The following is a 23,564-nucleotide window of genomic DNA, read 5'->3' on the forward strand; positions in this document are numbered from 1 at the left end:
CGCGTGGCCCGGTGGCCTACTGGATGCTCCAGCGGTGCGGGTGGCCGGGTTGTCGCGGGCAGGCGAAGACGTTGAGTTCGCCCCAGCGTCCCACCGTGACCTCGGTCGGAGTGGCGGACGGGTGCGCCGGCAGGCCCTGGTCTTCCAACGGCTTCCAGCTACCGCTGCCGCCGTCCCATTCCGAGCTGTCGATGGTCAGCAGCAGGTGCATGGGGGTCGCGCAGGTCCGGCAGTCCATGGGGGACGGATCGGTGGCGTGCCAGGAGGCGAACCCGCCGACGCGCCAGCCCGGCGGGATGGACAGGTCGTACTGGTAGGCCGGGGGCGAGGCCGCGTCGTCGTCCGCCGACTGTTCGGCCTGCTCCTCCAGAGCCTCTTCCCATGCGTCGATCCTGGCGCACAGGTCCTCCGGGAGCAGGCCGGCGAACGGGTAGGTGGCCACTTGCTCCGGGTGCAGGACGCACGCCTCGGGCAGGTATCCCTCGTAGCCGACGACCCGGGGCTGTGGCGGTGCCGCCCGCACCGCGGTGACCTCCCACGACCGACGCCAGCGCAGGTCGATCAGCATGCCGTGGCCGGTCGGGCCGTGCGCGTCGAAGGGGCACCAGAAGACCTGCAGCAGATCGCAGTCGTCCGGCCCCGGCGGCAGGTCGGGGATGTCCCTCCGGTAGAGCTGCGCGACACCGATCAGGGGCAACGGATCGTTCGCGGAAGCTTCTTGGACCCGGTGTCTCTGCCCCAGTTGCTCCAGCAGACGCCGTTCCTCGTCCGTGGGGCCGGGGTTCGGTTCGCGGAGCCATGCGGAAGCCAGGATGCGCCGCTGCCGGTGGATGTCCGCCGGACGCCGGCCGCGTGTGTGGTGGTGGGGCTCGGTGCACACCGGCCAGGGTTCGTCCGCCGGCCACAGCAGCGGACCGCCCACGGAACTGTCCACCGTGTCCGGTCGTCCCGGGCGGGGGTGGAGCCGCGTGGTGGTGCCCCGGTACGCCGCCAGTTCCGGGAACAGTTCCTCGACATCGAGCGGGCGCGGCGGTGTGGTCCTCGGCATGCACGCGACCATATACGGCCCGTCTCCGGGGACCGTCCGGGATGGCTTCCGGTTTCTCCCGGCATGGGCCCCGTGTGACGAGCGAGCCCGTACGGCCCCGCCCCGGTGTTCGGCCGCGGCCGCGACGCAGTGCGCGGAGCGACTGACCGTACGCAGTCCTCCCCCCGCTGCTCCGTCCTCTTCTCCGTCCCGCCGCCCCCTGCGGCAGGGCTCCCGCAGCGCTGCCACGGGGCCCCGGCAGGATAGGGGCGTGCACCTCGACACCGGAACCCGCGCCCACCCCGTCGGAGCCGACCCCGTACGGGCCCGCCTGTCGGCCGCCGCGGCCGCGGCGGTCACCGTCGGCGCGGGGCTCGGGCTGCGGGCCGCGGCGACGGGCAGTGTGACCAAGTACGGCGGGGACGCGCTGTACACCGTCCTGCTCCTGACCCTCGTCGTCCTGGTCGCACCCCGGATGACGCCCTCACGGGCAGCAGGAACCGCGCTGGCGGTCAGCTGGGCCGTCGAACTCCTTCAGCTCGGTCCCGTACCGGCGGCGCTCTCGGCGCACAGCACGGTCGCCCGCCTGATCCTCGGCTCCACGTTCAACGCGCCCGACCTGTTCTGGTACGCGGTCGGTGCGGCTGTGGGCTGGGGCATTCACACCTCGCTCGGTGCGCACCGCCGCCGGACGTGACGCATCTCACCCCCGACCTCCTGTTGTGGCACCCGCCGGAGAACCGACCCGTCGCGCGCCCGCACAGGGGCGGGGTCGGCGGTCGAACCGGGCCGCTCCTCGGGCCGTTCGGTGGCGGAAAGGGCCGGAAGCGATGACCTAGCCTGGATCGGCAGCGTGGCTTCGCGAGACCGGGGTCGAGGGCAAAGGAAAGGCGCGTCGATGGGCAGCACCAGCAGTTCCGTACGTCGTCGGCGGGCGGGTTCCGCCGTGGCGGCGGCCGTCCTCGGGCTCCTGACGGCTGCGGTCGCACCGGCCGCCGCCGCCACCGATGGTTCCGCCGGCCACCGCCCCCCGGCCACCGATGGTCACGCCGGCCACCGCCCCGCAGTCACCGATGGTTACGCCGGCCACCGCCCGGCCGCCAACGCCGTGGAGTCGGCCCGTAGCGCCACCCGGATCCCGCTGGGGATCTCCCGGCTGGCCCAGGGCCCGGGCCACGACATCGCCATCACCATCGACGACGGCCCCGACCCGCGCTGGACCCCGCAGGTGCTCCAGGTGCTGCGGGAGAACCACGTCAAGGCCACCTTCTGCATGATCGGCACCCAGGCACGGAAGTACCCGGCGCTGGTGCGCGCCGTCGCCGCGGACGGCCACCAGCTGTGCGACCACTCCGTCGACCACGACGTGACGATGGACCACAAGCCCGTGGCCTACCAGCAGCAACAGATACTCGACGGCAAGGCCATGATCGAGGCGGCCGCCCCGGGCGTCGCCGTCACCTACTACCGGGCGCCGGGCGGTGCCTTCACCCCCGACAGTCGCGCGATCGCCGCCGCGAGCGGGATGCGTCCCCTGGGCTGGAGCGTGGACCCCAAGGACTGGAGCCGTCCGGGTCTGCCGGCCATCGTGGCCGCCGTGGAGGACAAGCTGCCGCAACAGCCGACCGTCCTCTTTCACGACGGGGGCGGCGACCGCAGCCAGACCGTCGCCGCGCTGAAGAAGTACCTGCCCTGGCTCACCGCGCGGGGCTACACCTTCACCTTCCCGGCCCGCACCACCCCGTAGCGCCTCCCTGCCAGGCACGGCCCGGTGTGTGCCTGATCGGGTGCGCGGGTGGCAAGTCCGCCCCACGATGCTCGGTACGCGACGGGTCGATCAGCCGGGTTGCGAACAGATTCGCGTGCCGTGCCATCACTTGCTTCATCGCGGGCTGCGCCGAGGGGAACGCGACGCCAGGTGCGTCTCGGCTTGCGGCTGTGAAGTGTGCAGTGTGCAGTGGGGAGTTGATCGCGCCGGCGTTCCTTGTGATGCGTTCGGCGGAGTCGATGGGCGGCGCTTCGACGGCAGCCCTGCACGGCTTCGCGAGCCATGGGGGTACGGGCCTTACGCCCTGAGGCCGGTCCCGACCATATCGACCCACCGAGCTTCTGTCTACAAACTTGTAGACGTAGCGGCCCTATGTCATTGTGCCGCTCATGACGACAGCGCAACTCCGGCAGGGCGGCCCGTCCGTGCCCGTCCGGCGGACGATGAACAAGGTTCCCCAAGTCACCGCCCTGTTCTGGGTCATCAAGGTGCTGACCACCGGAATGGGCGAGACGGCGTCGGACTTCCTCGCCCATGTGATGGACCCGATGATCGCGGTCGCGCTCGGCGCGGTGGCCTTGGCCATATCCCTTGCCGTGCAGTTCCGGCTCAACCGGTACGTGGCCTGGGTCTATTGGACGACCGTCGTCATGGTGAGCGTCTTCGGCACGATGGCGGCCGATGTGCTGCACGTCGGCCTCGGCGTCCCGTACACGGAGGCCACGCCCGCCTTCATGCTCGTCCTCGCGGCGATCTTCGGGGTCTGGTACGCGACCGAGCGCACGCTCTCGGTGCACAGCATCAACACCCGGCGCCGGGAGGCGTTCTACTGGGCGACGGTGCTCGCCACCTTCGCGCTCGGCACCGCCGCCGGTGACCTCACGGCCACCAACTTCCATCTCGGCTACCTCGCCTCCGGCCTGGTCTTCACGGCGCTGATCGCCGTCCCGGCCCTCGCCCACGCCCGGCTCGGCCTGGGTGCGGTGGCCGCCTTCTGGTCCGCGTACGTCCTCACCCGCCCGTTGGGTGCCTCCTTCGCCGACTGGATGGCGGTCTCGCGCACCCGCGGCGGCCTGGACCTCGGCCTGGGCCCGGTCACGGCCGGCTGGACCCTGGCCATCGTCGCCCTCGTCGCCTACTTCGCGACCACCCGCCGCGACATCGACGGCTGACCTTCGCACCGACACCGGCCGCTTCGGGCGCGGTTCGAACGAAGTGAACCGCACGTGGCGGCCCCGAAAGGGGAAGGCCGCTCGGCTACGATGCCGGCGGACGATACAGCGGCTGCCGGGAAGGGACTTGCCCGCCGCGGGTCGGTCCCGACGGCGCGCCGACGGCCAACAGGAACTCGGGCCGCAGAAACGTACCCGGACGATGGCAGGGTCGTTGGACCGGTGTGAACGAAACCACCGACCTCGACGACCGTGAATGGGCCGCTGTCCAGGCCCTGCTGCCGCGCTGCGGGCCCTCCGGGCCGAACTACCGGATCATGATCGACGGCATGCTGTGGCAGCAGACCACCGGCCGCCGCTGGCAGGACCTGCCCACCCGATACGGTTCCTGGCACCGCTGCGCCGAACGGCTGCGGCTGTGGAAAATCGACGGCACATGGCAGAACATCCTCACCGCTCTCGCCACCAGCCGCCCGGTTCCGGGTGACACCCAGAACACCCGTACGGCCGCGGAGACCGTCGATGACTGGAACACCCCCTGGCTCACCTGAACCCTCACCCACGGGCGCTGAGCGGGGCCCACCGGGCAGGCACCACCAACTGGCCACCGCCGCCCCCCGCCCCGCCCCGGGGTGCACGCATCACCCCAGGGGCCGGGCCGGCAGGTGGCCGGATCGCGGATACCCTCGGACGATGGCGAATCAGGTGGCAGCAACCGGAATAGGTCTCGCGCGCGTGTTGGCGCACTGCGCGGGCAACCCGGCGGCGGCCGTGCACCATCTGGGAGGCGCCATCGCCTCCGCGCCCGAGAACCCCGAGCCCTATACCGTTCTCGCCGAGTTGTGGCGGGACGAGGCGTCGGGGCTGGCCGAGGTCGTCCGGGACAGCAACTCCTTGAGCGCGGTGTCGGCCCGGTCGTACATCAGTTTCCTTCAGGGCGACATGGATGACGCGGCACTGGCGATCGGATCCGTCACCGGAGCGAGACCGGACATCGCCTGGGCCAAGGCCGCCTGGTTCAGTGACGAACGCTTTCTCGGGGCGGTGACTGCCGACGCGTTCGCGGAAGCCGCCATGCGGACGATGGACCGCGGGCACCAGCTGGACGTCGAAGGCATGCCGGAGCGGCTCGCGCCCTGGTTCCATGCCATCGACACCGTCTCTGCCCGTCGGCCGTCGCCGAACGCGTTGGCCAAGTTCGCCATTTTCCTGCGGGCGTGCGGTCGCACCGACGCGTCGTTCGCCCTCTGCGACCAGGCGGACTCCATTGAGCGGAGCATGCTGACGGAGGTCGTACGAGCGGGTACGTGGCGCAAGCTGGGGGATACCGGCCAGACCGCGGCCGCGTTCGAGCGAGCTCTTGCCCTGGATCCGACCAACTGGTCGCTCTACCTCGATCTGGCCGACCTACACGCCGAACAGGGCGACTTCGGCGCCGCCGTCCGGCTGGCCGATGAGGGAATGCGGCACGAGCCGACCGAGCTCACACTGCGCGCGGCCGGAGCCGCCTATCGGGCACGGCTCACCGGCTCACCGGCCGACCTGAACGAACTCGTCGAACTGGCACCGAAGCTGCCGGCCGACTCGTACCTGCGCCTGCTGATCGATCACGCCTGCGCCGGCCCCGGGCTGCCCGCCGAGCTGGTGGCCGCCGCCCGCCGCATTCACACCGGCTGACGCTTCGCCCCACGAAGTCGGCGCCCCTGGGAAGCGGGGCGGCGCAGTGCGCTTTCCCCGACTCCTGCTGGGCCAAGGGAGGGTACGGCACCCCAACATCGGGGCCGGTCTTTGTACACAGGGCGATTCACCCCCTATGTTCCCACGGAAATCCTAGGCTGCCGCTTGTCCGACGACCGGAGGTCCCCGTGCCTGGCCGAAAACTCACGTCGTTGACGGCGGCTTTGTTGCTCTCGCTCGGCCTCCCGGCAGCCGCCGCCGACACGCCGGTGGCCACCTGCTTCGGACGCGCGGCGACCATCACCGGAGCGAGCACGATCAATGGGACCGAGGGCGACGATGTCATCATCGGGTCCGCGGGCGCCGACGTCATCAACGGGCGTGGCGGGAACGACCTGATCTGCGGTCTCGCGGGGACCGACACCCTCGCGGGCGGGTTGGGTGACGACCGGATCGAAGGCGGCGAGGGCGCCGACCTCATCCGCGGTGACCTGATCACCAGGGGTGCCCCCGCCGACGGCGGGGGCGACGACATCCTCTTCGGCGGCCCGGGCGACGACCGCATGGGCGGGGACAGCATGGCCTTCGGCGGCAGCGCGTCGGGAGGCGGGAACGACATCCTCTTCGGCGAGGAGGGTGACGACGCCATGATCGGTGACAGCCGGGGCGGCATCAACGCCTCGGGCGGCGGCACGGACGTCCTCGACGGAGGACCCGGCAACGACAGCATCACCGGCGATTCCTCCGCCGAGGGTACGGCCACCGGCCACGGCAAGGACGTGCTCCTGGGCGGCCCCGGCACCGACACCCTCATCGGGGACAGCGACTCCGGGCACGCCGCACACGGCAAGGACGACGGCACTCGCCAGGAACGCCCCGCCGGCCCCTCCCCCGCTTCCTCCACGCCCTCCACGCCCATCGTGGTGACGCCCCATCAGCAGCCGGCGCCGACGCCCGAGGCGGAGGGCGGCGACGACGTCCTCGACGGCGGTGACGACGCGCCGGACGCCTGCGACGGCAGCGCGGGGATCGACGTCGCCGTCCGGTGCGAGACCACGACGAACGTCCCGTAGCCGCGCAGCGGCGGCCCGGCCGGTCATCGCCGCGAAACCATCGCCGCGCCCCGGCCCCGGGGTGTCCCCGTGGACTGACCGACGCCGCCGGCCGACCGGAGTTCCGGACTGCGCCGAAGCCGCGCCCGGGGTGTGTCAGCGGGCGCGGCGGATACGGATCGGGCCGCGGGCTTTCGTCGGCTCCACCGGGCGACCGGCCTGGGTGATCTCGACCTCGCCGGACGCGACCAGTCGCCGCGCCGCACGGCGGGCCGGTTCCATGAGCGCGCGCCAGCCGTCGTCGTCGCCTTCGTACACCGCCCGAGCCGCGTCGGAGGGACAGATCGTCGCGGTCGGGCCACGACGGTCCAGCAACTCCAGGATGGTTCGCTCCAGGCGTCGATCCGTCTGCCGTTCGCTGTCCGTCACTCCGTCAGTGTCGCACCCGACGCGAATCAGGAGGCGACGGGACGGGTACAGGGGACGAGCACGCAGCCCGCTCCCCCGATGTCCGGATCTGAGACGACCTCGTCATTGCGGACATGACGGCGCGGGGTGAGGATCGACGCATGCCCGCACCTCACCGCGTCGTCATCGTCGCCTTCCCCGGCGTGGAGCTCCTGGACGTCACAGGGCCCGCCGAGGTCTTTTCGGTGGCCTCCCGGGTCGCCGAGGACGAACACCGCCGGTACACCGTCGAGATCGCGACAGCGGACGGCCGCGCCGTCGCCACCTCCAGCGGCATCCGCCTCCTTGCCGACCTGCGGCTGGACGAGGTCGACGACCGGGTCGACACCCTGCTGGTGTCCGGTGCGGTCACCCGCCCGAAGGGAGGCGGAATCCGGGCGGTCGTCGACCCCGTCGTCACGGACTGGCTGCGTACGGCGGTGCCCCGCGCGGGCCGCACCGGCTCGGTGTGCGCCGGCGCGCATCTCCTGGCCCAGGCGGGCCTGCTGGACGGCCGGTCCGCCACGACGCACTGGCTCACGACGGCTGAGCTGGCCGCCGCTCACCCCGAGGTCCGCGTCGAACCCGATTCGATCTTCGTCCGCTCCGGTTCGCTGTGGACCAGCGCCGGCATCACCTCCGGGATGGACATGGCGCTGGCCATGGTGGCAGAGGACCACGGTCCTGCCCTCGCGCTGGCCGCCGCCCGCATGATGGTGATGTACGTCAAACGATCGGGCGGACAGAGCCAGTTCAGCGTCCCGCTCTCGGTCCAGGAGCGCACCTGGGACGGAGCCACCCGCGACCGGATCGGCGAGTTGCGCCAGTGGATCACCGAGCACCCCGACGCGGACCTCTCCGCCGAGGCGCTCGCCCGGCGCGCCAGTCTCAGCACCCGCCACTTTTCCCGGCTCTTCGCGCAGCGCACCGGCACCACGCCGGCCGCGTACGTGGAATCCGCCCGGCTGGAGACCGCCCGTCGGCTCCTCGAAGAGAGCGACGCCGCTCTGCCGCAGGTCGCAGCCGCGTGCGGACTGGGCTCCCCGCAAACCTTCCACCGGGTCTTCCAGCGCCGTATGGGAACCACCCCGGCCGCATACCGCCGCCGTTTCCGCTGAAGCCACCCGCCCCGCTTCCCCTTTCCGCCCCGTCCGCCCCTTCTTCCCTCACCTCTGCCCCGCCGGTCGGCGGGGACACCCGGCATGCCCACGTCCGCTCGTACCCGAAAGGCCCCCGTGTCCCACACGAAGATCATTCCGATACCGGTGCTCGGCAAGCACGCGGTCAACGCCTATCTGCTGCTCGGCCGGCGACCCGTCCTCGTCGACGCGGGAACACCGGGTAGCGGCCGCCTGATCCACGACCGGATCGCCGACCACGGCGTCAACCCCGGCGACCTCGCCCTGATCGTCATCACCCACGGACACATCGACCACTTCGGCTCGGCCGCCGAGTTGCACGGCCTGACCGGTGCGCCGATCGCCGGCCACGTCGCCGACCTGGAGCCCTTCCGTAGCGGCAGGGCCCGCAGGCCCTATCTGCCGACCGGCCCCATGGGCCGCCTGCTGAACCGGAACAGGAGGCTGCACGTCGCCGCCGAACCCTTCCGCCCGGAGATCCTGATCAGCGGTGACACCGATCTGGCGGACTTCGGGCTCGCGGCCCGCATCATGGCCACCCCGGGGCACACGGCAGGTTCCGTGTCCGTCCTCACCGAGCAGGGGGACCTCGTGGCGGGCGACCTCGTGGCGAACTCCTTCATGGGCCTCATCCCCGGCAAACCCGCCAACCCGCCCTTCCACGACGACCCCCTGCGCAACCTGGCCAGCCTGCGCGCGATGCTCGCCCTGAACCCCACGAAGCTCCACGTCGGCCACGGCGTCCCGCTCGACCCCGAACGCGTCCGGCGCTGGGCGGAGCGGGAAGGACGACGCTTGTCGGGCCGGGCGGCTCGCGGCCGTCTCCACATCCGCGACGTGAGCTGACGTAGGGCGGGTTCTCGGCGGACGAGCGACGGAACCGTTACCGCCAAAGGCGGTGTATACGTCGACGACAAGGCCCGCGTGACGTACTGGAACAGCAGCTCGGAGGCGGCCGTGTCGCCGCTGTTCCCCCACCGACGAGACCGCGTGGCCGGCTCCTACATCCGGTCGCCGGCCCCCCGGGTCGCCACCGGGTCGAGGGAGTCGATGTCGTCCATGAACCGCAGCATACGGGCGTTGACCAGGTCCGGGTGGTCGATCTGCGGTCCGTGGCCGGTTGCGGCGATGATCTCGGCCCGGGCTCCGGGGATCAGGCGCGGTACGCGTTCGAGTTGAAGTTTCGGGTGTACGAGCAGGCTCCGCTTGCCCATGATGAGGTAGAACGGCGTCCGGATGGAGCCCAGTTCCCCGTCGGAAAGCGGTAGCGGGGCGGGACGGCGGACGCGGAACGCCCGCACTCCGGTCTGGATCATCGTGCGCAGCTCCGGTACGACGAGGACGGGCTGCTCCAGCCAGGCGGCGAGGCGCGGGCGCAGTGCCTTCGGGGCGAAGGTGGCGAAGAGGCTGGCGAAGATCCAGACGAAGAAGCGCAGGCCCACCTTCTCCAGGCCGCCCGGGTCGAGGGCGGTGACCGAGGCGAGCCGGCCGGGCCGCAGATGCGCCTGGTTGATGACCAGCCAGCCTCCGTAGGACGAGCCGACCAGGTGGAACCGGTCGAGGCCGAGGGCGTCAAGTGCCTCGTCCATCCACTGGGCGGCGCGCTCGGGCTGCCACATGGGCTCCCGGTGGACGCTGCGTCCGGGGTCCCCGGGGGTGTCGAGTGCGTAGACAGGGCGTTCGGCGCTGAGCGCGGGGGTGTTGGGGTACCACTGGGCGGAGCAACCGCCCGAGCCGTGTATCAGGACGATCGGCGTACGGGAACGGGCAGCCGGGTCCGCGGGGAGGTACCGGTAGACGTGCGTGGTGCCGAAGCTCGTTTCCACGTCCGTCTCCGAATCGGCGGCGGCGCCCAGCGCGTAGACGGCGTCGCAGGCGGCGAAGTAGCGCTCGCGCAGGGTGTCGTTGACGTAGCGACCGACGTCGCGACGCACTCGGGTGCTGTTCTCGGGCACGGGGCACCTCCTGGGGACGATCGTTCTTTGTGATACGACCGTACCACGTTGTTGGTACGGCGGTACCATGAAGAGGGTTCGGCACGGCCGGGCCCGGAATTCACCACTGACAAGCGGAGGCACGGCACATGCCGAAGCGCGTGGACCACGAGGAACGGCGCACCCAGATCGCCGAGGCCCTGATCCAGGTCGCCGGACGGCGCGGACTGCACGCCGTCGGCATGCGCGACGTGGCCGCGGAGGCCGGAGTGTCACTCCGGCTCGTGCAGTACTACTTCCAGACCAAGGAGAAGCTGCTCTTCTACGGGCTCCAGCACCTCACCGACCGCTTCACCGCGCGCGTCGGCGCTCGCCTTGCCGCCGCCGGCCCGGATCCGGGCCCACGGGCCACGACCGAGGCACTGCTGCTGGCCTCCCTGCCGACCGACGCGGAGAGCCGTACCTTCCATCTCCTGTACAGCTCTTACTCGATCCTGTCCGTGACCGACGAGGCGCTCGCCGCACAGCCGTTCATCGACAACCCCGACGCCGCCGAGAACGCGCTGACCGGCTTGCTCGAACAGGCACGGGCGTCGGGCACGGCCGATCCGGGCATCGACGCGCGCACGGAGGCGATCAGTCTGCTCGCCATGACGGCGACCATGGGCACGAGCATCCTCGTGGGCCAGCGGACGCCGGAGTCGGCCGTCGCGGTACTCCGGCACCACCTCGACCGGATCTTCGACAACGACCGGACTCCGCCGCGCGCTTGACCCGGTCCAGATGCCCCGGGGAAGCCCGGTGGGGTCAGTGGAGTGGTGGAGTGAGTGGAATCAGTGGAGGCACAAGCAGAACGGGTGCCCGGCCGGGTCGGCGTAGACCCGCCAGTCGGCCTCCGCCCGGAGCTGATCCGTCCGCTCCAACACCGTCGCGCCGAGGGCGAGCGCCCGCTTCTCCTCCCCGTCGAGGTCGTCCACATCGAAGTCCAGGTGGAGTTGCTGCGGGCGCTGCTGACCGGGCCATTCGGGCGGCCGGTAGCCGTCGACCCGCTGGCAGGCGAGCGGCGTTCCCTCGAACCCGTGCACCTCGACCCACTCGGGATCGTCGGGGTCCGTAACCACCCGACCGCCGAGCAGGCCCGCGTAGAACTCCGCGAGCCGCATCGGATCGGCGCAGTCCAGCGCGACCGCCTGCAGCTTTCGAATCACTTCCGACTCCCTCGTTCCCTCGACCGCTTCCGCCCCCTCCCGCACAAAGGGGTCGTACCCACCGCCGGAGCGGGCATGCACGACGCACCCGGCGGCTGCTCGGGCCGGCGCGTCCGGAACACCCGGCAGCCCCTGGGGCGGGTAACGGGAGTGGAGTGGAGTGGTGCAGATCAGTCCTGTTCCGCGCCGGACAGGGCGTTGCTGATCAGGCGGGTGGCGTAGTCACGGTCGTCGGTGAGCCGGTTGATGTGTTCCGCGAGGAGGAACGCGGTGGCCTCCAGGGGGTTCATTTCCCCCTCCGTCCAGTCTCCGTACTGCATGCGCCACAGGCTGGGACTCAGGCCGGTGCCTGCCGCGATGACGATGCCGGCCATGGTGGGGATGGTCTCGGGTCGGACGCTCCTGGGCATCGTGCGCATCGTGGCCACGAGGTGGGGCACCACGTACTCGATGACGTCCTTGTCGTGGGCCTCGTGCGCCTTCCTCAGCCACGTCATGAACATGTAGATGAGCGTGCAGGCGCCGTCCACGAGGTCGCGGGCTCCCTCGGGTCCCAAGGACGCGATGAACTGATCCATCAGGACCCGTTGTTGGGGATCGGTCGCGGACTTGCCGTCGTAGACGGCTTTGAGCCGGGAGTCGATGGCCATGAGTGCCGCACCCACATCACCGGCGGGAGCGTATTGGGGGTCATACGACGATGACACGGATCCTCCTGATGTGGACCACCGGCAGGCGACACGGCATGCCCGTACGGTAGACGGCCGAGCGAACAAGGTCCGCCGCATCGGGAGGAAAAACCCTCTTACGAGCGGTAGTTGAGGCTCCGAGCCACATCGACCGTCAGCGGCTTCCGGCCCCTCGGCTGAACAAGCGGCCCAGGAGAGGCCGTCAGCGGTGGCCGAGTACGTTGACCACCCGTCCGCTGGGGTCGCGGACGAAGAACCGGCGCACGCCCCACTCCTCGTCCTGCAAGGGGTGGATGATTTCCGCGCCGCTCTCCCTCATGACCGCGTAGGCCGCGTCCACGTCGTCCACCTCGACGCTCATGTCAGGGGTGACAGGGGCGGTCTTGTCATTGGACATCACGCTGATCTGCGCCGCCGGGCTGGACGGGGAGGCGAGAGTCATGATCCAGCCGTGGTTCATGACCTCCTCGAAGCCCAACAGGCCATAGAACTCCCGGCTCTCCTGCGCGGCCCCCGACTGGATGTTGGGCACGACACGGCGAACGGCCATCGACGACTCCAGGTCAGAGTGAGCGTGCTCCTACTTCTCTCCAGGAGTTCTACAGGATGTCGCGGCCGCCCGTACTCGCTCTGCCGCGTCTCGCTACCGGCCCACGCCCAGCGCGGGCGGACGAAGGTTCAGGTCCACATCGCGGGGACGCCTCCGGTCCACGCCGACACGGTCCGCATGCGTGCCGGTGACGGTGAAGCCCCGGTTTCACGACGGCCGCGCGGCCCTTGGTCGACCTGCCGACCTGTCGGCCGACGACATGCGGGCGACATGCGGGCGAGGGGGATGTTTTCCACCCGATCGGCGCAAGCGAAAGCCGTCGGCTGCCGCGAATGGCCCAGTATCGGGACACCGGACAGCCCCATCCTCAGCTGTGATGACTAACGTCGCTGCCAGACCGACCGCTCAACGAAGCTTGGGGAGGCGTCATGTCCCATCGAGGCCGCCGGTTCGCCGGCGCCTGCTCGGCGACGGTCGCTGTCGCTCTGCTCGTCACCGGAGGCGCGCTCGCCACGCCGCCCCAGAAAGGTTTCGGCAGAGACGTCGAGGACGAGGTCGCGGTGGGCGCGTACCTCCACTACGGCTCGCCCGGTGTCGACAGGATGGAGGACCTCTCGCGCTGGCTCGGGGGCACCGAGCTGCGCGCCGGGCACACCTACCTGCCCGGTGACACGTGGGCGAACATCGAGGGGGCACCCGAGTCCTTGCGCAGCTGGGCGCGTTGGCGCAACGAGCGGCCCGATCGGCTGTTCGTCCTGAACGTCCCCATGCTGGAGCACAACGAGGCGGGTGTCCCGGACGGCCGGGTCGCCGAGCTGCTCCGCTCCGGCGCGCGGGGCGCGTACGACCAACACTTCCGGCGGCTGGCCGAACGTCTGGTCGGTCTCGGCGTGCCGGACACGGTGATCGTGCTGGGCTGGGAGATGAACGGCTTCAACTACACCCACCGGTGCCGGCCCGACCCCGAGAACTGGAAGAAGTACTGGCGGCGCATCGTGGCGGCGATGCGCTCGGTCGAGGGGCAGCAATTCCTTTTCGACTTCGCCCCCAACCGCGGCGGTGACGCGATCGCCTGGCCCAGGTGCTACCCCGGCGACGACGTGGTCGATGTCATCGGTATGGACACCTATGACCAACCCCCCGGCCGTTCCTTCGAGGACCAGGTCAAGCAGCCCTACGGGCTCCAGCAGCAGGTGGACTTCGCCGAGGCGCACGGCAAGCCGATCTCGTACCCCGAATGGGGGCTGTTCCGTAACGGCGACAACCCCGACTACATGGGGAACATGCTGGCATGGATCGCCGAACACAAGCCGCTCTACCACAGCATCACCGACTACTGCCCGCACGGCGTGTGGCAATGCAGCCAGAACCCGCGTTCCGCTGAGGTCTTCCGGGAGTTCCTCTCCTCCGAGCAGGGCCACGACCCTCATGACACGGGCCGTGGCAAGGTCCGGCCGGGGCACTGATCAGGTCAGGTCAGCAGGGCTGCCACGGGTGACAGGTGGTCCCATCCCGGATCCCGCCCCGTGAGCCGGTCGGTCACGCGCCGCCACGCCTGCGGATCGGTGCCGAGGTGGCCGGCCACGAGGTCGGTGAGGGCTGTCAGTGCGGCGCGCGCCTGCTCAGGGGCGTCCGTCCGGCGGGCGGCGCCGGCCAGGTAGGCCAGCATGAGCGCCGCCGGGGCCGCCTGGTGCAGCAGGTCGGTGGCGGTGAGCATGCCCGAGCCGAGCAGCCCGTCGAGCTGCACCGCCGGCGGGCAGTGGAACAGCCCGCCCAGCCCGTGGCGGGCACGGGCCCGCGTGAGGTCCGCGCCGTCGGGCAGGCCGTCCGCGCCGGGTTCCCGTACGAGGGCGGCGTGGCGCAAGCGCAGGTCGGCCGGGGCGTCGTGGTGGTTGACGAGCCGGTCCCAGTGCGGCAACGGCTCGTGGGCGTGGGCGGCCTCCACGGCCTCCCAGTCGATGCCGCCCGGTACGGACGCCGCCCCGCCCGGGTTTTGCCAGGCGGGACGATCGCGCCGCAGCCGAGCGATGAGCTTGGCCGGAGCCAGTTCCCGGGCGACCCGGGCCCGGAGTACGGCCGCCGGGTCCGCCGACGCCAGCGCCTTCACACACAGGGTGGTGGCCGCTCGGCCGAGCAGGTCACGTCGGACGAGCGCGGTGAGGCGGTCGGTGCCGCCGTGTCGGAGCAGGTTCAGGCAGCCGAGGATTTGCTGGAGAAGGCTCAGGTCGGCGCCTTGGCGGGCGAAGACCTCCTCTATCAGGTCCGGTTCGGCCGAATACAGCCAGCGGGATCCTCCGGGCGGCGGCGTTGCGGATCCGTTCCGCCGTACCTCCGCCAGCGCGAGCACGCCGACGGTCACGGCCCGCGCTCCGGGGCGCGGGTGGGAGCCGGCAGGGGAGCCGGAACGGGACCGGGTCACGATGCGCAGGGCCGTCCGCGCTGTGGTGCCGTTCCGCAGGAGGGTGAGGTCCACTTCCGGGTCGTCGAGGTCGGCGAGCCGTACGTCGGCGCCGTCCTCCAGCCAGCGCGACTGCGCGGCCAGAACACGCAGGGCGTGCGGATCGCGCCCTGCCAGCAGTCGGTCGAAGACCGTGCGGGGCGTCCGCTCGTGGCGCAGCAGGTACGCGGCGAGCAGCCAGGAGCCGTCCGGGCCGAGACGGGCCAGGACCGCGTCGACGGTTTCGGCCTCGGCCAGACAGAGCAGCGTGCCGATCGGCCAAGTCCAGCCGTGATCGCCCCGTCCCAGGAGAGCGATCGCCTCGTCCGGGGTGGTGGGACGGGGCCTGAAGAACCCCTGCGCCGGTTGGTCCAGCGGCCGGTACGCCGACATCCCCGCGGAGACGTCGGCCGGCCGGGCGGACAGCTCCAGCAGCTCGACCCAGGTCGGGCCGTCGGCCGCTCGTCGACCGACGAGCCCCGCGGCGGCCGACGCGGTCTCGGCCAAGCGCAGCCAGCCCTCGGGGTCGGTGCCGAGTTCCGAACGCAACAGTCGCGCGACGGCGGCCCGCCAGGCATGGGCGAAGGCGAGGCGGCGCCAGTCGTACGGGAGCCGGAGCAGGCGGTCTGCCGGCAGCAGTGCGGGCAGTTCTTCGGCCGGGAGGATGCCCTGGGTGTATGCCTCTTCGGTGAGTACGGCGCTGGAACCCCAGCTCTCCGGGCGCTCCGCTCGGACCTCGGCGAGGGTGGGGGCGCTGTGCCAGACGCCGTCGTGGGACGGTTCGACACCGTGGTCGGCGCAGGCACGGACGAGCCACGCGGGGGTGGCGAGACCAGGGGCGTCGCACCTCCGGTGGTCCGCCAGGAAGCGGAGCACGCCGGGATCGGTGGGCAGCGGGACCTCGTCGGGGGCGACGGCGAGGGAACGCAGCAGGTCGAGGCCGGCCAGTGCGGCCCGCTCCTCCGGCCGTCCCGGAGCGCGGGGCGGCTCGACGCCGACCGGCTCCGGCGGCGCGGGACGGACGCTTCCGGACCGGATGGGCTCGGTTTCGGTCTCGGTTTCGGTCTCGGACTCTGACCCGGTCGCGGGATCGGGGACTACACGGGGGCTTGCCGCTTGTCCGGTGTGGGCGGCCGTGTCCTGGCAGGGCCCCGTGGGTACGGCGGTCGGGGCGGGGCCGGGGGACGGAGAGTCGCCCGCCTCCGCGAGCAGGGTGAGGAGGGTGCCCTGGTGGCCCGGCAGGAGCGCGTTCACCGCGTTCCACGCTTCGGCGCGCTCGCCGAGGTGGGCCTCGACCGGCGCGCGGAGGGCGGCCGGGGCGTCCTCGCCGAGCAGCCCCCGGTCGGCCAGCCTGGTCAGCGCGTCGAGCGCGTGTACGGCGGGGTGTGCCGTGCGGACCAGTTCGGCGGGGTCCAGCAGTCCGGCGGCGACCATGCCCTCCGCCCACCGGGCGGCGGAGTCGTCCAGGGCTTCCCGGGCGAGCCGCTGCTCCGGCGGGTGCGTGTTCCCGGACCTCCGGCCGCCCGCGCGCCAGGGCTCGTTGAGGACGCTCAGCCGGAACGCCAGGCGCTGCTCGTCGCTCGCGTCCTCGTGGCGGGCCAGCTCTTCGCACGCCTTGGGCATGAACGGGGTGGCCGCGTGCGCCTCGGCCAGGGCCGGCAGGTCGTGCGCGTACGGCTCGCAGAGCAGGTCGCGCAGACTGCTGGTGCCACGGGTGGTGGCCAGCAGGGCCGGAAGTCGCGCGGGGTCCTCGTAGGACTCGCACCCCTCGCGCAGCCGTCGTAGCGCGGCGCCCTCGCCGGATCCGGTGTCGTCGGCGAGCGCCTTGCCGACGGCGGCGACGACGGGCCGGCTCAGGAGCCGGGCGAGGGTCCGGTCGTCGAGGAGGGCGCGGACCGCTGCCGGTCCGGCGCACTCCCACACTCGGACCAGCGCGTACCGCTCGGCGGCGCCCCGGCCGGCGTGGGGCAGGGCGCGGGCGGTCAACTGCGGGTCGCCGCAGCCGAGCAGGGGTGTGAGCCAGGTGCTCGGCGGGTTCCCGGTCGGGTCGGTCAGTTCGGCCCGCAGGCCCGGGTCCATCGGAATCCGGTCGAGGCGGTGCGCCAGGGTGCGGCGCAGGGACGGGGTACAGCGCGGGTTGCGGTAGACGGCGGCGCCGACCCGGGGGTCGCCGAGGGCGAGCAGCCGGGCCAGCACCCGGGCGTCGAGCCTGCTGTGGCGGGCCAGGGCGGTACGGGTCCGCGAATCCCCGTGCTCGATGACGGCGGCCACGAGGTGGGGGCCGGGCAGCGAACCGGTGGACAGCAGCGCCTCCACCGTCCGGTCGGGCAGGGCGGCCGGCGCGCCGGCCGCGTCCTCGGGCCGGGTGTGTTCCAGCAGCAACGCCAAGGTGGCGTGGACGCTGCGGGGCGCGGGTGGTCTGACCTCGTCGGGGCCGGGTACCGGTGCGGGTGGCGGTACGTCGGCCAGCAGGACGGGAAGCGTGCCGCGGTGTGTGGCCAGGGCGTCGTGGAGGCCGAGCCAGCGGTCGGGACGGCCCGTGAGGTGGCTGCCTGTCAGCTCGCGCAGGCGGATGGCGGCTTCACCGTGCGCCCCACCGGCCGCCGTGACACCCGCGCCGACCGTACGCGCCGGACGTGTTTCCTCGATGACCCGGAGTGCGGTGAGCCCCGGGGCAGTGGTCGCCTCCGCGTCCGCGTCCGCATGGGCGCGTGGTGGGGCGAGGAGCCCGCGCAACACGTCGGCGGCCGTACAGGTCTTCGAGTGGTTCATGATCACCATGCTAGGACGGGGGTCTGACAACCGGTCGCCGCCCGCGGGGCCGCCCGTCTGACGGCTGCACAGGGACCGGGCGACGGGCGCCGACATACCGACCGGAGCCGGCAGCGGGCGCCGACGCCGGCCTGCCCGAGCGGGTGTTACGCGACAGGCGCCCGCGCGACGAGCATCCGCGTGGTCCGGCCCCGGGGCCCGTCCGTCGCCCTGCCCGTCGCCCGCCGGCTCGGACACCACCGCTGTGCCGTCGTCAGGTCAGGTCGTTCTTTCACGGGCCGGTCGGGATCGACGAGGCTACGGCACCGGATCGGCGTCGATGTCGGCTTCGAGGTCCGGGGCGGGGTCGGTGTCGATGGAAAGGACGATCTTGCCACGGGTGCGCCCCGACTCGCTGGAGGCGTGGGCCTCGGCGGCGAGCTCCAGGGGGTAGGTGCGGGCGAGGGAGACCCGCAGCAGGTCCCGGTCGACCATGGTGGCGAGGGTGGCCAGGTCCTCACCGGACGGGGTGAAGGACAGCTCGACCAGCCCGAGACCGAGCGCGCCGGCACGTGCGCGCAGGGCGGTGCGGTCCGGGCCGGTACCCCGCACGTCGACCAGGACGCCGCCGGCCCTGAGCACCTGAAGCGACCGCAGGCCGTAGTCGCTGCTGATCGGGTCGATCACCGCGTCCACCCGGCGGTCGTCGGCGGCGAGCTCGGCGGCGAAGTCCGTCGCGGTGTAGTCGAGGACTTCGTCCGCCCCCAGCCCGCGTACGAAGGCGTGGTTGGCCTCGCGAGCGGTGCCGATGACGTACGCACCGCGTGCCTTGGCCAACTGGACCGCCAGATGGCCGACGCCGCCCGCCGCCGCGTGGACCAGCACCCGACTGCCCTCTCCCACCGTCCCCGCGCGCTCCAGCGCCTGCCACGCCGTCAGCCCGGTCACCGGCAGCGCCGCCGCCTCGCGCAGGCCCGCATGCCGGGGCGCGGCGGCCAACTGGGTCTCGGGGACGGCCGCGTACTGGGCGTAGGAGCCGCGCGGCGGGATCGTCACCCCGTAAACGCGGTCGCCCGGCCGGAACCGGGTGACCTCCGGGCCGGCCGCCTCGACGGTCCCGGCCAGGTCAAGGCCGATCGGAAACGGCGGGGTCCCGAAGCGGCGCACACGCCCGGAGCGGATGCGCCAGTCGGCGGGGTTGACCCCGGCGTACGCGATCTTGACCAGAACCTCGCCCGGGCCCGGCTCCGGCACCGGCGCACGGGCCGCCTCCAACACCTGAGGCCCGCCGTACTCGCGGACGACAACCGTACGCATACCGCTGCCCATGGAATCCCCCTTGTGATCGATGCGGACGAGGACCGGGCCGTTTCCGATCGCCTCGCCATGGCGATCATCCTGGTCGCAGCAGGTATCGCTTGTGAAGTAGGTACCTGAATGATATTCAGGTACCTCATGGATACCGACTTGCGCCGCGACCCCGCCGAGCTTCCCGCGACCTACCGCCGCGACTGCCCCTCCCGCACGGTCGTCCAGGTCCTCGCCAACAAATGGTCCCTGTACGTCCTCGCCGCCCTGCGCCGCTCCCCCGGACCACTGCGATTCAGCCAACTGCGTCGGCTGCTCGACGGCGTGACGCAGAAGATGCTCACCCAGACCCTGCGAGCCCTCGAACGCGACGGCCTCGTCGCCCGCGCCGTCTACCCCACCGTGCCCCCGCGCGTCGAGTACTCCCTCACCGATCTCGGACACGCCGCCGGTGCGCTCACGACCGCCGTCGCCGACTGGGCCGTCGACCACGCCTCTCGCGTCCACGCCGCCCGCGCCGCATTCGACGCACGCCCCGAGGAGCCCCGTTCCCTCTAGCCTGATCTTTAACGTCCGAGGTCGAACGGTGCCTCGTACTTGATCGCTCGGTTCGGTAACCGCCGTACGCGGGAACGGCCTTCGTCTGGATCATGTGCTCCGACCAAGGAACACACACGTCCAGCGCGTTGTTGCCGATGGGGACGAAAGCGGGGCGGCCGCCTGTCTGGCGCCGGCGGCAGTTGATCGACGGCATACGGTTCCGGGTCCGAACGGGCGTTCCGTGGCGGGACGTGCCCGTCGAGTACGGCCCGTGGGGCAGGATCTACGACTTGTTCCGCCGATGGCAGCGAAACGGCACCTGGCACCGGGTCTTCAGCCGGCTCCAGTCCAGCCGGGCCGCCGCGCGTCCGCCCCGACCGGGTGCGTGCCGGCAAGGCGTACGCCTCCCGCAAGAACCGCGCTTGCCTGCGTCGCCGAGGGATCCGCTGCACCATCCCGGACAAGGCCGACCAGGCGCGCAACCGCAAACCGGCTCTCGCGGCGGCCGGCCGCCGAAGTTCGACCCGGTCGACTACCGTGAGCGCCACGCGGTCGAGTGTGGGATCAACCGACTCAAGAGGCGACCGTCCTCATAGCGGCCATCGGCGAATGGCTGTGACCAGCACACATCAAGCGCGTCCAAAACCGGCCCGCAGGCATGGAGGTGCTCTCACTCCACGGCGGCATTGAGGAGAATCAGCGCCAGCTCGCGCGGCTGGGAGAACATCGGCCAATGGCCGGTGTCCATCTTGACCAGCCGCCAGCGCTTGCTGTTCAGCAGCTCAGCCACATCTTCGTCGGGCTCGGCGTCGTCAGGCTCGGCCCCTGGCATCACGCACAGGATGTATGTCGCCGGAAGTTCACCGAGCGGCCCCGACAGTACAGCGGGCTCGGTCAGCGTGGCACCTGGGTGAGGCGTCGAGCCACGCACGAGGCGTGCGATCTGCTCATCGGTGAGACCCTCGCCGTCGTAATGAGCAGCCGGCGCGAGCGGCCAAAACCCTCCGCTCTCGGCGATCGATGCCTCCACTGCAGCCCCGCCGTCCGGCCAGGCGGAGACAAACGACTCGCCGTCAGCTGGAACACTTGAGTCGACGAATACCACGCGGGCCAGTCGGTCACCGATCCGCTCCGCGGCCTGACCTACCGGGATGCCCGAGTAGCTGTGACCCACCAGGACTACATCACGCATATCCTGGCGTTCCACCTCGGCAACGATGTCCTGGACATGAGTCGCTTGCCCCGCCGGTACACCCTGCTTCTCAGCAAGACCGGACAGCGTCACCGGATAGACGCCGTGGCCAGCCGCGCGCAGATACGGCACCACCTCGCCCCACGCCCACGCCCCCAGCCGTGCACCTGCGACCAGCACGAAATTCACCATGCCCGCACCGTAGCCGGGCAGCCTGACGATCTCCTGGGAAATACTTTCGACACACGCCCTAGCGCACCGCCAAGGGCACCGCACACCGGGCGAGAGCGACACGCCTGGTCACGCCCCGAGTTGGGCCACCATCGTAGAGAGCCGTGAGGCGAGTGCGACGACTTCGTCTTCGGTCGCGGGGCCGGCGCCGGCGCCGGCCAGATGGGCGACGTCCCGGCCGGAGGCGACTTCCAGTGCGCCTGCGGATCGCCGAGCCGGCGGCCCGGTGGACGGGACGACCTCGGCGTGCCCCTCGATCAGGACCAGCGTCCGCTCGTCCGGCGCGGAAAGGAGCGCCCGCACCTGGTCCGGCGTGACCTCGGTGCCGCACGCCTGGCGCTCGGCCTCGGGCAGCTGCTCGTTCATCCCGTCCTCCTGACTGCCGGATCTCGCCCGGAGCGCCTGCCCGGACCGTTCGCCACGAAACAAGCCTCGAAAAACGGTCCCGGTCATCGCCAAGCCGAGCCGGGGCGCGCCTGTCGTCCCCACACCGCGCCCTGCCGCCCGGGCGGAGGGGCCGGCGTACCCCGGCGCAGCGGCCAGGCGAGCAGCATTCCGGTCAGGAAGCCGATGACATGGGCTACGTACGCCACGGTGCCGGCTTCGGAGACGCCGGAGCCGTACGAGTAGAGCGCCTGCAGGCCGAACCACATGCCCAGGACGGCCCAGGCGGGCAGCCGCAACGGCAGGAAGATGAGGAACGGCACCAGCACCCACACCCTGACCCGGGGGAAGAGCACCAGATACGCGCCGAGGACGCCCGAGATCGCGCCCGACGCGCCGATCAGCGGAGCCGGGGAGTCGGCGTTGAAGAGCGCGAACCCGTAGGTGGCGGCGTAACCGCAGACCCCGTAGAAGAGCAGGTAGCGCGCACGGCCCAGCCGGTCCTCGATGTTGTCGCCGAAGATCCACAGGAAGAGCATGTTGCCGAGGAGATGCAGCCAACTGCCGTGCAGGAACATGGCGGTCAGGACCGACAACGGTGGGGATTTGTCGTAGGCGGGCGGGCCGGCCAGGCACCCGGCCCCGAAGGGCCCGACGCTCGCCCGCCCCGTCGGCACCAGCCGCGGCAGCCGGTCGTGGATCAGTTCGATCGGAACGGCGGCCCACCGCTCCAGGAAGGCATCCAGGCGGCACGACTGCAGCAGCCCGCTGTCGCCCGTCACCGAGTCGACGACCCCGGGCGTACGCAGGAAGACGAGCACGTTGACGGCGATCAGCGCGTACGTCACCCACGGGACGCGCCGGGTCGGGTTCGCATCATGAACGGGAATGACCACACCGGACCCCTGCCCGGCCGTGGCCCGTATCGAACGCGTCCGGCGCCGGCGTCCGTCAGGCGCCGCCGGGAACCGGTGGCGGCGGCGAGTGACGTCCACCGACATGTCGGCCACCTCGGCCCTGATCGGCCCGAGCGGAGCCGCCCGACACACCCACGCACGCCGTGGAAGGGACCACGGGCGCACGAGCTGCTTATGCTGTCGCCTCGTCCCGCGTTCACCGTGGGGGCGAAGCCGCGTTGCGGGCGAGCCGATGCCGTCCGAGGTCCCGGAGGTCCCGGCTGTGAGTCCTGACGCGCGCGTCACCGTGGTCGTCATCACCCACAACCGCCGCGTGCAACTGCTGCACACGCTCGACCGGCTGGCCGCGCTTCCCGAGGAACCACCGGTGATCGTCGTCGACAACGCGTCGACCGACGGCACCCCCGACGCCGTGGCCGAGCACCACCCTCGGGCCACCGTCCTCACACCCGGCCGCAACCTCGGCGCCCCGGGCCGCACGCTGGGCGTACGCCGCGCCACCACGCCCTACGTGGCGTTCAGCGACGACGACTCCTGGTGGGAACCGGGGTCACTCGAACGTGCCGCAGACGTCTTGGACCGGCACGATCGGCTCGGGCTGCTCGCGGCGGGCGTCCACGTCGGTCCGCGAGGTGAAGCCGATCCGCTGAACGGCAGGCTCGCCACCTCCCCCCTCGGTCTCGCAGGCGACCTGCCCGGACCGCAGGTGCTCGGCTTCCTGGCCTGCGCCGCCGTCGCGCGCCGCGACGCCTACCTCGAAGCGGGCGGGTACCACCCGATCCTCTTCCTGGGCGGGGAGGAAACCCTGCTCGCCTACGACCTGGCCGCACGCGGTTGGGGCGTCTGCCACTGCCCCGACGTCGTCGCCGTCCACTGCCCGACCGGCGGGGTACGGCCGGGGCGCCCAGCCGTCCAGCGCCGCAACGCCGCGCTGACGGCGTGGATGCGCCGGCCGCTTCCGGTCGCCGTGCGACACACCCGCGAACTCGTCATGGAGGCCCGGCGGAACCCCGAGGCCCGCACCGCGCTGCGCGAGATGATCAAACGGCTACCGGCCGCACTGAGCGAGCGACGGCTGCTCCCGGCCGCCGTGGAAGCCGCCGCCCGACGCCTGGACCGGGAGGGATTCCCGGTGTGACGG

24 protein-coding genes are annotated in these 23,564 nt (G+C 71.7%); 13 read left to right on the plus strand and 11 right to left on the minus strand.

The window, feature by feature from the left end; genetic code table 11:
• Window positions 1-16: 16 nt before the first annotated feature.
• Entirely contained in the window at window positions 17-1,048 is a 1,032-nt protein-coding gene (locus tag ACFVXJ_RS01330; protein WP_389656717.1) for a hypothetical protein, read from the minus strand.
• A 250-nt stretch (window positions 1,049-1,298) separates the two neighbouring features.
• Between ACFVXJ_RS01330 and ACFVXJ_RS01335 the strand changes: the two genes are divergently transcribed.
• From ACFVXJ_RS01335 to ACFVXJ_RS01360, 6 genes are all read left to right on the plus strand, one after another.
• Entirely contained in the window at window positions 1,299-1,724 is a 426-nt protein-coding gene (locus ACFVXJ_RS01335; RefSeq protein WP_389656720.1) for a DUF2809 domain-containing protein, read from the plus strand.
• A 201-nt stretch (window positions 1,725-1,925) separates the two neighbouring features.
• The gene (locus ACFVXJ_RS01340; protein WP_389656723.1) at window positions 1,926-2,774 is read left to right on the plus strand and encodes a polysaccharide deacetylase family protein; all 849 of its coding nucleotides are present in this window, start codon (window positions 1,926-1,928) and stop codon (window positions 2,772-2,774) included.
• Window positions 2,775-3,184: 410 nt separating this feature from the next.
• Window positions 3,185-3,967, plus strand: coding sequence for a hypothetical protein (locus tag ACFVXJ_RS01345; protein ID WP_389656726.1), 783 nt, complete (start codon window positions 3,185-3,187; stop codon window positions 3,965-3,967).
• Window positions 3,968-4,191: 224 nt separating this feature from the next.
• Window positions 4,192-4,518 carry a transposase gene (locus ACFVXJ_RS01350; RefSeq protein ID WP_389656729.1) on the plus strand — a complete coding sequence of 109 codons (327 nt, stop codon included), beginning with the start codon at window positions 4,192-4,194 and terminating at the stop codon, window positions 4,516-4,518.
• A gap of 142 nt (window positions 4,519-4,660) precedes the next feature.
• Window positions 4,661-5,644, plus strand: a complete 984-nt coding sequence (locus tag ACFVXJ_RS01355; RefSeq protein WP_389656732.1) for a tetratricopeptide repeat protein — start codon at window positions 4,661-4,663, stop codon at window positions 5,642-5,644.
• A gap of 212 nt (window positions 5,645-5,856) precedes the next feature.
• Window positions 5,857-6,717 carry a calcium-binding protein gene (locus tag ACFVXJ_RS01360; RefSeq protein WP_389656736.1) on the plus strand — a complete coding sequence of 287 codons (861 nt, stop codon included), beginning with the start codon at window positions 5,857-5,859 and terminating at the stop codon, window positions 6,715-6,717.
• A gap of 135 nt (window positions 6,718-6,852) precedes the next feature.
• On the opposite strand, the gene ACFVXJ_RS01365 is transcribed toward ACFVXJ_RS01360, so the two are convergent.
• The gene (locus ACFVXJ_RS01365) at window positions 6,853-7,125 is read right to left on the minus strand and encodes a DUF3253 domain-containing protein (protein ID WP_389656739.1); all 273 of its coding nucleotides are present in this window, start codon (window positions 7,123-7,125) and stop codon (window positions 6,853-6,855) included.
• A gap of 140 nt (window positions 7,126-7,265) precedes the next feature.
• On the opposite strand from ACFVXJ_RS01365, the gene ACFVXJ_RS01370 reads away from it, so the two are divergent.
• Together ACFVXJ_RS01370 and ACFVXJ_RS01375 are read left to right on the plus strand one after the other, a co-directional pair.
• Window positions 7,266-8,261 (plus strand): GlxA family transcriptional regulator, encoded by a 996-nt coding sequence (locus ACFVXJ_RS01370; protein WP_389656742.1) that lies wholly within the window; start codon window positions 7,266-7,268, stop codon window positions 8,259-8,261.
• 117 nt (window positions 8,262-8,378) lie between these two features.
• Window positions 8,379-9,128 carry an MBL fold metallo-hydrolase gene (locus ACFVXJ_RS01375; RefSeq protein WP_389656745.1) on the plus strand — a complete coding sequence of 250 codons (750 nt, stop codon included), beginning with the start codon at window positions 8,379-8,381 and terminating at the stop codon, window positions 9,126-9,128.
• Window positions 9,129-9,283: 155 nt separating this feature from the next.
• On the opposite strand, the gene ACFVXJ_RS01380 is transcribed toward ACFVXJ_RS01375, so the two are convergent.
• Entirely contained in the window at window positions 9,284-10,237 is a 954-nt protein-coding gene (locus ACFVXJ_RS01380; protein ID WP_389656748.1) for an alpha/beta fold hydrolase, read from the minus strand.
• A 128-nt stretch (window positions 10,238-10,365) separates the two neighbouring features.
• Here ACFVXJ_RS01380 and ACFVXJ_RS01385 point away from each other — a divergent pair, with 128 nt between their 5' ends.
• Window positions 10,366-10,989, plus strand: coding sequence for a TetR/AcrR family transcriptional regulator (locus ACFVXJ_RS01385; RefSeq protein ID WP_389656751.1), 624 nt, complete (start codon window positions 10,366-10,368; stop codon window positions 10,987-10,989).
• Window positions 10,990-11,049: 60 nt separating this feature from the next.
• Here the strand turns inward: ACFVXJ_RS01385 and ACFVXJ_RS01390 are convergent, their stop codons facing one another.
• The 3 genes from ACFVXJ_RS01390 to ACFVXJ_RS01400 all read right to left on the minus strand — a co-directional run bounded on the left by ACFVXJ_RS01390 (window position 11,050) and on the right by ACFVXJ_RS01400 (window position 12,663).
• Window positions 11,050-11,424 carry a VOC family protein gene (locus ACFVXJ_RS01390; protein ID WP_389656754.1) on the minus strand — a complete coding sequence of 125 codons (375 nt, stop codon included), beginning with the start codon at window positions 11,422-11,424 and terminating at the stop codon, window positions 11,050-11,052.
• Window positions 11,425-11,594: 170 nt separating this feature from the next.
• Entirely contained in the window at window positions 11,595-12,131 is a 537-nt protein-coding gene (locus ACFVXJ_RS01395) for a hypothetical protein (RefSeq protein ID WP_389656757.1), read from the minus strand.
• 184 nt (window positions 12,132-12,315) lie between these two features.
• The gene (locus tag ACFVXJ_RS01400) at window positions 12,316-12,663 is read right to left on the minus strand and encodes a VOC family protein (protein ID WP_389656760.1); all 348 of its coding nucleotides are present in this window, start codon (window positions 12,661-12,663) and stop codon (window positions 12,316-12,318) included.
• Between the two features lie 428 nt (window positions 12,664-13,091).
• Here ACFVXJ_RS01400 and ACFVXJ_RS01405 point away from each other — a divergent pair, with 428 nt between their 5' ends.
• Window positions 13,092-14,129, plus strand: coding sequence for a glycoside hydrolase family 26 protein (locus ACFVXJ_RS01405; RefSeq protein WP_389656763.1), 1,038 nt, complete (start codon window positions 13,092-13,094; stop codon window positions 14,127-14,129).
• 5 nt (window positions 14,130-14,134) lie between these two features.
• On the opposite strand, the gene ACFVXJ_RS01410 is transcribed toward ACFVXJ_RS01405, so the two are convergent.
• Both ACFVXJ_RS01410 and ACFVXJ_RS01415 read right to left on the minus strand, forming a co-directional pair.
• A complete protein-coding gene (locus ACFVXJ_RS01410) occupies window positions 14,135-17,872 on the minus strand; it encodes a hypothetical protein (protein ID WP_389656766.1) in 3,738 nt (1,245 codons plus the stop codon).
• A gap of 297 nt (window positions 17,873-18,169) precedes the next feature.
• A complete protein-coding gene (locus ACFVXJ_RS01415) occupies window positions 18,170-19,180 on the minus strand; it encodes an NADP-dependent oxidoreductase (protein ID WP_389656769.1) in 1,011 nt (336 codons plus the stop codon).
• 126 nt (window positions 19,181-19,306) lie between these two features.
• On the opposite strand from ACFVXJ_RS01415, the gene ACFVXJ_RS01420 reads away from it, so the two are divergent.
• Together ACFVXJ_RS01420 and ACFVXJ_RS01425 are read left to right on the plus strand one after the other, a co-directional pair.
• A complete protein-coding gene (locus ACFVXJ_RS01420; protein WP_389656772.1) occupies window positions 19,307-19,717 on the plus strand; it encodes a winged helix-turn-helix transcriptional regulator in 411 nt (136 codons plus the stop codon).
• 137 nt (window positions 19,718-19,854) lie between these two features.
• Entirely contained in the window at window positions 19,855-20,295 is a 441-nt protein-coding gene (locus tag ACFVXJ_RS01425) for a transposase (RefSeq protein ID WP_389658547.1), read from the plus strand.
• A gap of 74 nt (window positions 20,296-20,369) precedes the next feature.
• On the opposite strand, the gene ACFVXJ_RS01430 is transcribed toward ACFVXJ_RS01425, so the two are convergent.
• The 3 genes from ACFVXJ_RS01430 to ACFVXJ_RS01440 all read right to left on the minus strand — a co-directional run bounded on the left by ACFVXJ_RS01430 (window position 20,370) and on the right by ACFVXJ_RS01440 (window position 22,402).
• Window positions 20,370-21,083, minus strand: coding sequence for an alpha/beta fold hydrolase (locus tag ACFVXJ_RS01430; RefSeq protein WP_389656775.1), 714 nt, complete (start codon window positions 21,081-21,083; stop codon window positions 20,370-20,372).
• 108 nt (window positions 21,084-21,191) lie between these two features.
• Window positions 21,192-21,488: a hypothetical protein gene (locus tag ACFVXJ_RS01435; RefSeq protein WP_389656778.1), complete on the minus strand. Its 297-nt coding sequence runs from the start codon at window positions 21,486-21,488 to the stop codon at window positions 21,192-21,194.
• Between the two features lie 83 nt (window positions 21,489-21,571).
• Window positions 21,572-22,402 carry a rhomboid family intramembrane serine protease gene (locus ACFVXJ_RS01440; protein WP_389656781.1) on the minus strand — a complete coding sequence of 277 codons (831 nt, stop codon included), beginning with the start codon at window positions 22,400-22,402 and terminating at the stop codon, window positions 21,572-21,574.
• 253 nt (window positions 22,403-22,655) lie between these two features.
• On the opposite strand from ACFVXJ_RS01440, the gene ACFVXJ_RS01445 reads away from it, so the two are divergent.
• Window positions 22,656-23,561 (plus strand): glycosyltransferase family 2 protein, encoded by a 906-nt coding sequence (locus ACFVXJ_RS01445; RefSeq protein ID WP_389656784.1) that lies wholly within the window; start codon window positions 22,656-22,658, stop codon window positions 23,559-23,561.
• Window positions 23,562-23,564: the final 3 nt, after the last annotated feature.

Source organism: Streptomyces sp. NPDC058279 (genome assembly GCF_042881255.1).
In the GTDB taxonomy this organism is placed as follows: domain Bacteria; phylum Actinomycetota; class Actinomycetes; order Streptomycetales; family Streptomycetaceae; genus Streptomyces.

What these genes read in the sequence shown, in the direction of transcription:
- ACFVXJ_RS01330 (WP_389656717.1), bottom strand. Translation starts at nt 1,048, where the DNA reads ATGCCGAGGACCACACCGCCGCGCCCGCTCGATGTCGAGGAACTGTTC.
- ACFVXJ_RS01340 (WP_389656723.1), top strand. Translation starts at nt 1,926, where the DNA reads ATGGGCAGCACCAGCAGTTCCGTACGTCGTCGGCGGGCGGGTTCCGCC.
- ACFVXJ_RS01345 (WP_389656726.1), top strand. Translation starts at nt 3,185, where the DNA reads ATGACGACAGCGCAACTCCGGCAGGGCGGCCCGTCCGTGCCCGTCCGG.
- ACFVXJ_RS01355 (WP_389656732.1), top strand. Translation starts at nt 4,661, where the DNA reads ATGGCGAATCAGGTGGCAGCAACCGGAATAGGTCTCGCGCGCGTGTTG.
- ACFVXJ_RS01370 (WP_389656742.1), top strand. Translation starts at nt 7,266, where the DNA reads ATGCCCGCACCTCACCGCGTCGTCATCGTCGCCTTCCCCGGCGTGGAG.
- ACFVXJ_RS01385 (WP_389656751.1), top strand. Translation starts at nt 10,366, where the DNA reads ATGCCGAAGCGCGTGGACCACGAGGAACGGCGCACCCAGATCGCCGAG.
- ACFVXJ_RS01400 (WP_389656760.1), bottom strand. Translation starts at nt 12,663, where the DNA reads ATGGCCGTTCGCCGTGTCGTGCCCAACATCCAGTCGGGGGCCGCGCAG.
- ACFVXJ_RS01405 (WP_389656763.1), top strand. Translation starts at nt 13,092, where the DNA reads ATGTCCCATCGAGGCCGCCGGTTCGCCGGCGCCTGCTCGGCGACGGTC.
- ACFVXJ_RS01410 (WP_389656766.1), bottom strand. Translation starts at nt 17,872, where the DNA reads ATGAACCACTCGAAGACCTGTACGGCCGCCGACGTGTTGCGCGGGCTC.
- ACFVXJ_RS01415 (WP_389656769.1), bottom strand. Translation starts at nt 19,180, where the DNA reads ATGGGCAGCGGTATGCGTACGGTTGTCGTCCGCGAGTACGGCGGGCCT.
- ACFVXJ_RS01420 (WP_389656772.1), top strand. Translation starts at nt 19,307, where the DNA reads ATGGATACCGACTTGCGCCGCGACCCCGCCGAGCTTCCCGCGACCTAC.
- ACFVXJ_RS01425 (WP_389658547.1), top strand. Translation starts at nt 19,855, where the DNA reads ATGGGGACGAAAGCGGGGCGGCCGCCTGTCTGGCGCCGGCGGCAGTTG.
- ACFVXJ_RS01430 (WP_389656775.1), bottom strand. Translation starts at nt 21,083, where the DNA reads ATGGTGAATTTCGTGCTGGTCGCAGGTGCACGGCTGGGGGCGTGGGCG.
- ACFVXJ_RS01435 (WP_389656778.1), bottom strand. Translation starts at nt 21,488, where the DNA reads ATGAACGAGCAGCTGCCCGAGGCCGAGCGCCAGGCGTGCGGCACCGAG.
- ACFVXJ_RS01445 (WP_389656784.1), top strand. Translation starts at nt 22,656, where the DNA reads ATGCCGTCCGAGGTCCCGGAGGTCCCGGCTGTGAGTCCTGACGCGCGC.